Annotated in this window: 4 protein-coding genes; 1 reads left to right on the top strand and 3 read right to left on the bottom strand. The window is 45.9% G+C overall.

Features of this window, described 5'->3' with window-relative positions; translation table 11 throughout:
• Window positions 1–264: 264 nt before the first annotated feature.
• Both D0T84_RS02850 and D0T84_RS02855 read right to left on the bottom strand, forming a co-directional pair.
• Window positions 265–1,875, bottom strand: coding sequence for a hypothetical protein (locus tag D0T84_RS02850; RefSeq protein ID WP_163305808.1), 1,611 nt, complete (start codon window positions 1,873–1,875; stop codon window positions 265–267).
• Window positions 1,876–1,993: 118 nt separating this feature from the next.
• Window positions 1,994–3,541: an FISUMP domain-containing protein gene (locus D0T84_RS02855; RefSeq protein ID WP_163305811.1), complete on the bottom strand. Its 1,548-nt coding sequence runs from the start codon at window positions 3,539–3,541 to the stop codon at window positions 1,994–1,996.
• A gap of 1,660 nt (window positions 3,542–5,201) precedes the next feature.
• On the opposite strand from D0T84_RS02855, the gene D0T84_RS02860 reads away from it, so the two are divergent.
• A complete protein-coding gene (locus D0T84_RS02860) occupies window positions 5,202–5,579 on the top strand; it encodes a 2-amino-4-hydroxy-6-hydroxymethyldihydropteridine diphosphokinase (RefSeq protein ID WP_163305814.1) in 378 nt (125 codons plus the stop codon).
• A gap of 74 nt (window positions 5,580–5,653) precedes the next feature.
• Here D0T84_RS02860 and D0T84_RS02865 read toward each other — a convergent pair whose 3' ends face one another.
• Window positions 5,654–6,511 carry a beta-1,6-N-acetylglucosaminyltransferase gene (locus D0T84_RS02865; RefSeq protein ID WP_163305816.1) on the bottom strand — a complete coding sequence of 286 codons (858 nt, stop codon included), beginning with the start codon at window positions 6,509–6,511 and terminating at the stop codon, window positions 5,654–5,656.
• Window positions 6,512–6,792 lie beyond the last annotated feature (281 nt).

Consider the following 6,792-nt stretch of genomic DNA (forward strand, 5'->3'; position numbering starts at 1 on the left):
CGGGAGTGCCCAAAGGGCGAGGGGTTGAACTATAATAATATTTTTTGTTCTGCACTGCAAAAAAGTGACAATAGTGACACTTTTTTCATTACTTTTCTCTGTTACTTTTTTCCTCCGATTATATCAAAGAGCTCTTTATATAAGACAATTTTCTACGAAAAAACAACAGGCTGTACTATAAAAAGTGACAGCCTGTTTTTTTGCCGGATTACAAATCCTGATAGTAGGGGCTTCGGGGTTGCAACCCCCGAAGGACGGGAGTACTTATTCCAGTATACAGCGGACGGAGTAGCCAGCTGCACGCCCGCTAAGTGAACTGGTCGGGTAGATGGCAGCGCTCGCAAATGCAACAAACTGTGCGTCAATTTGGCTTACCATACTACTCCAATAATGCCCACGAGCACCAACGCCGGATGGTGTAATACCACCAACATAAGAATACCCGCCAGCTGCAGGCAAATAAAGGTTTTCGCCAATTTTATAACCTCCTTCAGTCGTATCCGTTGTGCCCGTCCATGTCCATTTATTCGCTGTGGCTAGACCGGGCGCACCACTCAAAGTTCCACCACGAAAGATTGAACACCACTGGTGCGGAGCAGGCACTTCCCATCCCGGAGGACATGGGTCATTTTTGCCTTTGGTCACCTCGGCATTCCGCGTACCATCTCCCCAACGATCACTCAGTGTACCATCTCCCCAACGATCATTTTGCATGCCTTCACCCAAACTCCCACTCCAAGTACCATCGTTGAACCAGTCTTGAGGAGCTCCGCTAGTCGTTATAAACTTACCCACCACCTCAGCAGGCATTGTAGCCTGAGTATTAGTAGCTAATGTAGTTGTTTGAGGGCTGGCGCGTTTTTCATGTCCGTCACTTTGGCGTCCCCACTGGTACAGGTAGCCTTTGATATCGTAGTCTACATCGTCACCGTCCGACTTCCAGGTGAAGGGGTCGAGCTTCTGGTCGGCGCCCAGGTTGTAGCACATAAAGGCTTGCCATTGCAACTGTTTTTTGTTTCCTGCGAAGGTGAAGGGGATCGCCATTGCCCCGCAGCAGGCGCAATCGCTCAGGGTAATGTCCAGTTTCAGGTACTTATCTGTGCCTGTGCCGTCCGCCGCATCGTTGTAGACTACATACAGGTCGGTTTTCAGGGCATAAATAGTTGTCCGCCCTTTTAGGTCATCGTTCAGCGTTGGTTTGTAGGTTACCGCCACTTTGCAGGCAGTAGAGATGTTATTGCCACTGTAGTCGGCTTTGGGCTCCATACCTGCCACCACTTTGCCCGATGGGTCTACATAGCCGAAGCGTACGTTGCTCACGGCAGCCGGGGGAGTAAAGGTGTAGACTTGCACGCCTGAATAAGGGGTTGCGTTTCCTGTGTAAGGCGTTGTCCCTGTCTGTGTGGCGGGGTCTTGCTCGGTAATCAGGCCGAAATCGGCCTTTTTGGCTGTGCGGCTGGCCAGTGGGGCGCAGTATCCGGTGGCATCGTTGCCCTGTGCCAGGTCGAAGCAGACTTTGCCGGTGAATGTGCCTTCGCCTTCGGTAGCAGGGATGGTAAAGGGTTCGCCATCGCAGGTGGAGATCCATTTGCTGCCGCTCCAAAACTCCATACAGTTGGTGGTCGTATTGTAGATAATCAGTCCTTTGGCTAGTTCTTCTTCGGCTGTGCCAACAAAGTTGGTAGTCATTTCATTGCGCTTCGCGGTAGTCATCTGAGCCATGCGCAGGCCGGCTTTCTGGTTCGAGATCAGTTCGAGCGCCGAGAAGGTTTCGGGTGCTTTGTTGCTGCCTACGGTCACCTGCGCATAGGTATTCGTGCCCATGCATAACAGGATGGTTGCAACTGTAAGTTTTAGTAATTTGTTGGTTTTCATATTTTTAATTTCTTTAAGTATTGACTGTATATGATAAAATTTTATATCCTACTGTAGGGGGATTACAAATCCTGACAATGGGGGCTTCGGGGTTGCAAACCCCGAAGGGCGGGAGGACTTATTCCAGTATGCAGCGGACGGAATGACCAAATGAGCGATAAGCAGTAATTGACGAATAAATCACACTATTGTTGTAACTTAAAAGACAAGACTGAGCGACTTCAATAGTACTACTCCAATAGAAGCCATTGATACCAACAAATTGTTTTGAAGAATCGTAGTAGCTTTTGAGTCCCGCCGCAGGCAAAAAGAAATCAGCACCCACCTTGTACCCTCTGTCCCATGTCCATACATTAGCTGCGTCTGTACCTGATGCTGCACCTCCACGATAAATAGCCTCCCACTGTCCTGTAGTAGGCACCTTCCATCCGGAAGGGCACGGGTCGTTATTGGCTTTAGGCATCATGGCATTCTGTGTACCATCACCCCAACGTGAAGTTTCTCTACCAGCATCACGCCAGTCAAAAGGAGGTGCAGTAGTAGTATTTATAAATGTACCCAATACATCGACAGGTGTAGTAGCCTGGTTATTGGTAGCCAGTATATCTGCGATTTGAGGGCTAGCACGTTTCTCATGTCCGTCACTTTGGCGTCCCCACTGGTACAGGTAGCCTTTGATATCGTTGTCTACATCGTCACCGTCCGACTTCCAGGTGAAGGGGTCGAGCTTCTGGTCGGCGCCCAGGTTGTAGCACATAAAGGACTGCCATTGCAGCTGCGACTGGTTACCGGTGAAGGGGATCGCCATCGCCCCGCAGCAGGCGCAGTCGCTCAGGGTAACGTCCAGTTTCAGGTACTTGTCTGTGCCCGTGCCGTCCGCCGCATCGTTGTAGACTACATACAGGTCGGTTTTCAGGGCATAAATAGTTGTCCGCCCTTTTAGGTCATCGTTCAGCGTTGGTTTGTAGGTTACCGCCACTTTGCAGGCAGTAGAGATGTTATTGCCACTGTAGTCGGCTTTGGGCTCCATACCTGCCACCACCTTGCCCGATGGGTCTATATAGCCAAAGCGTACATTGCTTACATCTGCCGAGGGGGTAAAGGTGTAAACCTGCACGCCTGAGTAAGGGGTTGCACTTCCCGTGTAGGGCGTTGTCCCTGCCTGTGTGGCGGGGTCTTGCTCGGTAGTCAGGCTGAAATCGGCCTTTTTGGCTGTGCGGCTGGTCAGCGGGGCGCAGTAGCCGGTGGCATCGTTGCCCTGTGCAAGGTCGAAGCATACCTTGCCGGTGAATGTGCCTTCGCCTTCGGTAGCAGGGATAGAGAAGGGTTCGCCTTGGCAGGTGGAGATCCACTTGCTGCCGCTCCAAAACTCCATGCAGTTGGTGGTCGTATTGTAGATGGTCAGGCCTTTGGCTTCGGCGTTGGCCTTGAAGGCGGAGGTGGTAATACTGTTGCGCTGGTCGGTAGTCAGGTGAGCCATGCGCAGGCCTCTCTTTTGATTGGAGATGATCTCCATGATGGAGAATGGCTGTGGAGGCGTCCCCGCCCCGATAGTCACCTGGGCTGCCGCTCCTGCCGCGAGCAGCAACAAGGCTAGAAAGGCAACTGCCTGCCGCCATAAGTGCTTACTACGTGCCGGCTTGTTTTGTGTCTTGGTTGTTTTCATAAAAGCAGTTTATAATTTAAAAAATTTAGAGTTTAATAGATGTTAGTAATGAAAAGAATTTGTTACAACATTAGTTGTCTAACCCTTCCCCCTTTGGGTACTTCCCTTTATCAAAAGGGAAGAGTGCCTGACGGGCGAAACGGTATCTGTCCCCGCTTTGCGACTCTCCCCTCGCAGAAGGGGAGTGCCCAAAGGGCGAGGGGTTGAAGAAATGGAGAGGGAGAAGCAGCCACCCCCTCCCGGCCTCCCCCAAAAGGGGAGGAGACAGGAGAGATGGAGAGATGAATAATACACCTCACACTCTCCCTCTCCAAAAGAGAGGAAGAAGCAGAGGCTTTGTTTATTATATTTAAATTTGATTTGTATTGACCGCTTCGCGCTCTTCCCTCGCTTCTCCCTCTCCTTTTGGGGAGGGCCTTCCACCGGTTTTTTGTTCGTGTTTCAGTTGTTTTCATAAAAGCAGTTTATAAGCCACCCCCTCCCGGCCTCCCCCAAAAGGGGAGGAGACCGGAGAGATGGAAAGATGAATAATACACCTCACACTCTCCCTCTCCAAAAGAGAGGGAGAAGCAAAGGCTCTGTTTATTATAATTAGGTTTATATTTGGTTTTACCGCCTCGCGTTACCTCCCCTATTGGGGGAGGCAGGAGGGGGTGTATTACGGGGAGGTATTCTTTTACGACTTTCGCAAGCGGTAAAAGACCGATTGAAGACAAATAAGATAACGTTGAAGACAAACAAGACAATACGGATGTTCCCTCCCCGAATGTTAGATTTTTAATTATATTTGTTATTTCTTTTTCTATATTTGCAGTAAAAAGGCAAATACCCATTCCCGGACATATACCGGATGGGCACGATATATGACCTTTGTGTATATAGCGATATACTATATTCCTATAGAAATGTAGTTGTGAATACATTTGTTATTTGCTTCGTTTCTACCGTCTTTATATGCCTTCTTGCCAAAAAACAAGAAGTGTCTCCTGATAGGTTTTCGAGTCTGTCTCTTTATAAGTGACGGACAGCGGAAAAAGCGTTTTGCAAACTACTGTATAGCAATGAATTACAAGGCTGAAAAATGAAACAAAAAAGCTTTGTGCAACATTTGTCAAACAAAAAAGTAGTGATTTGCCGCTATAACAACCGAATAACAATCTGTATATCAATAAAATACAAGCGAATTTAAAGAGAAAAATCCGACTTCCCGTTAAGCCATTTGTAAAACATTTGTAAAACACCTGTAAATAAGCACTTTACAAGAAAAAAGTTGCGAGAAAAATGAGTGTTTGCAGATACTAAAAAAAGCTTAAAAAACGGGCATTTAGGCGTGATTGGATAATAATTGTGCGGAAATAAGCAATAAATTAAAGGGTAAGATGCCCTATATTTGCAGTCATAAGTTCAACAGGTTGTCTGTCACTTATAAAGAGACAGACTCCTTTTTTGCTTTAACAAGTAGCAAATGTAAGCAAAATCTTATAGGGGATAATATTGTTTATATATACAACTGCCCACAATAGCCTGTAACAATTCTATAATAAAGCTTTTAAGATTATTTATATAGTGGGACGTGTCAAAAGCCTGTCATGCCGTGCCTGACAAGTTTCGAGCAAAGTACTCCTTTTTCAGAAAAATGGAATGTATATTTGTATCCATTATGAATAAGGTATTACTCAGCATAGGAACAAATGAAGACAGGGAGGCGAATCTTGCCCTCTGCCACAAATTATTAGACGAGTCTTTCGGGGAAATACATTATTCCGATACATCGGTCACTATTCCTTATGGCAATCATTATAAGAATGATTTCCTTAATCAATTGGCTATAGCTTATACCGATGAGAATAAAGAAAACGTATCCCTGTTGCTCAAGTCTATAGAAAAACAAATCGGGCGAAAGCCCAAAGATAAGGAAAAAGGTATTGTTAAAATAGATATTGATCTAATCGTCTGGAATGATGATATTCTGAGACCTGCCGATATTTCGCTCAGCTACATTGCTGATTTACTCCCCAGCCTGGAAGGGCATCCCTGATAATCTTATTTATGCAAAAGGCTATTCGGCAAGGGGGGCAAAATCCTGAGATGTGCCTGTATAGGTTGTCTTGCTTATCTCCATAATTCATTCTGAACCCTTGTTATTTCTTCTGTACTGTCATCATTAAACTTGCGGGCGAAGTATGGCAGCCTGTGTCCGTACTCATCGTCAAATTCTATGTGAGCCTTCAGAAAGTCGATATGGCGACCCTCTATTGTAGCCGGAGGGACGGGCACTTCCCAGTCGGTATAGGTCAGGTTCGCCGTTGTCTTTTTCCCAAAAGGAGAATTTCCTACGATTGTCTGGAAAAAGGCTTCGTCAGGAACCAGTGTATGCCGGAAGAAATCGACATACCTTTTATCTTCCTGCACGATCTGCAAAATATACCGGACGCAGTCATGCGTCAGGGCAAACCATTGAGAACCTGCATAGACTGTAAAGGGAGCTTTCCTTTTTAGTTTTAACTTCTTCAAAAGGACCTCGGCCAGAAACAGCGGATTATAATGCTTCAGATTCCGGCGGTCATAATCAAAATAATAGTATTCATACCTTTCCACGGGTTTATAAGGAACAGGCACGGGTGCTATATCAATATATTCCTTCCCTTCTGCCAGCAAATTGTAAAGAAATGATTTCGGACGTACGGGATAATCAACACCACTGAGCAATATGTAATAGTCTGCCCCGGCTGAATGTCCTAACCCATATTCGAGCAGGGAGAGCGTGGCTTCTACCATCGCGAAACCGCCCCAGTTGATATCAAAACGGGAGGGAATAACAGAGACATTGGGCTTTGAGGATATATAGTCCTGATTGGCTTTTTTATCGATATGAATATAAAAGCTACTGTCTGTATCATCCAAAGCATCGATCAAACGACCTAAATGCCCGAAATTATTATGAGCTAATATAAGATAGCAGACCTTCATAAATTACGCGTTTGCAATACCGACCGTAAAGGTATAAAAAGGTTGTTTAAACCTCTCTTTTATTCTGTGAATAATGTGAATCAGTATTTCGTTTTGTTTAAATTATGTGTTCTTTCATTTTTTATCCTGCGCGCAATCACAGATAGAAAAGAACATTTAACTTATCAACTACTGATTGACATTAAGAATCATTGTTGTCCGCTAAAAGCAGAAAGCTTGCCTATTTTAGACATATCCTCTTGTATATCAGTGTTTGTTTTTCGCATAATCAAAAGTAAGCC

Source organism: Dysgonomonas sp. 521 (assembly GCF_010501055.1).
Classification (GTDB): Bacteria; Bacteroidota; Bacteroidia; order Bacteroidales; family Dysgonomonadaceae; genus Dysgonomonas.

Bases quoted from the DNA above. Each gene is read 5' to 3' on its own strand.
- D0T84_RS02860 (WP_163305814.1), top strand. From the start codon at position 5,202: ATGAATAAGGTATTACTCAGCATAGGAACAAATGAAGACAGGGAGGCG.
- D0T84_RS02850 (WP_163305808.1), bottom strand. From the start codon at position 1,875: ATGAAAACCAACAAATTACTAAAACTTACAGTTGCAACCATCCTGTTA.
- D0T84_RS02855 (WP_163305811.1), bottom strand. From the start codon at position 3,541: ATGAAAACAACCAAGACACAAAACAAGCCGGCACGTAGTAAGCACTTA.
- D0T84_RS02865 (WP_163305816.1), bottom strand. From the start codon at position 6,511: ATGAAGGTCTGCTATCTTATATTAGCTCATAATAATTTCGGGCATTTA.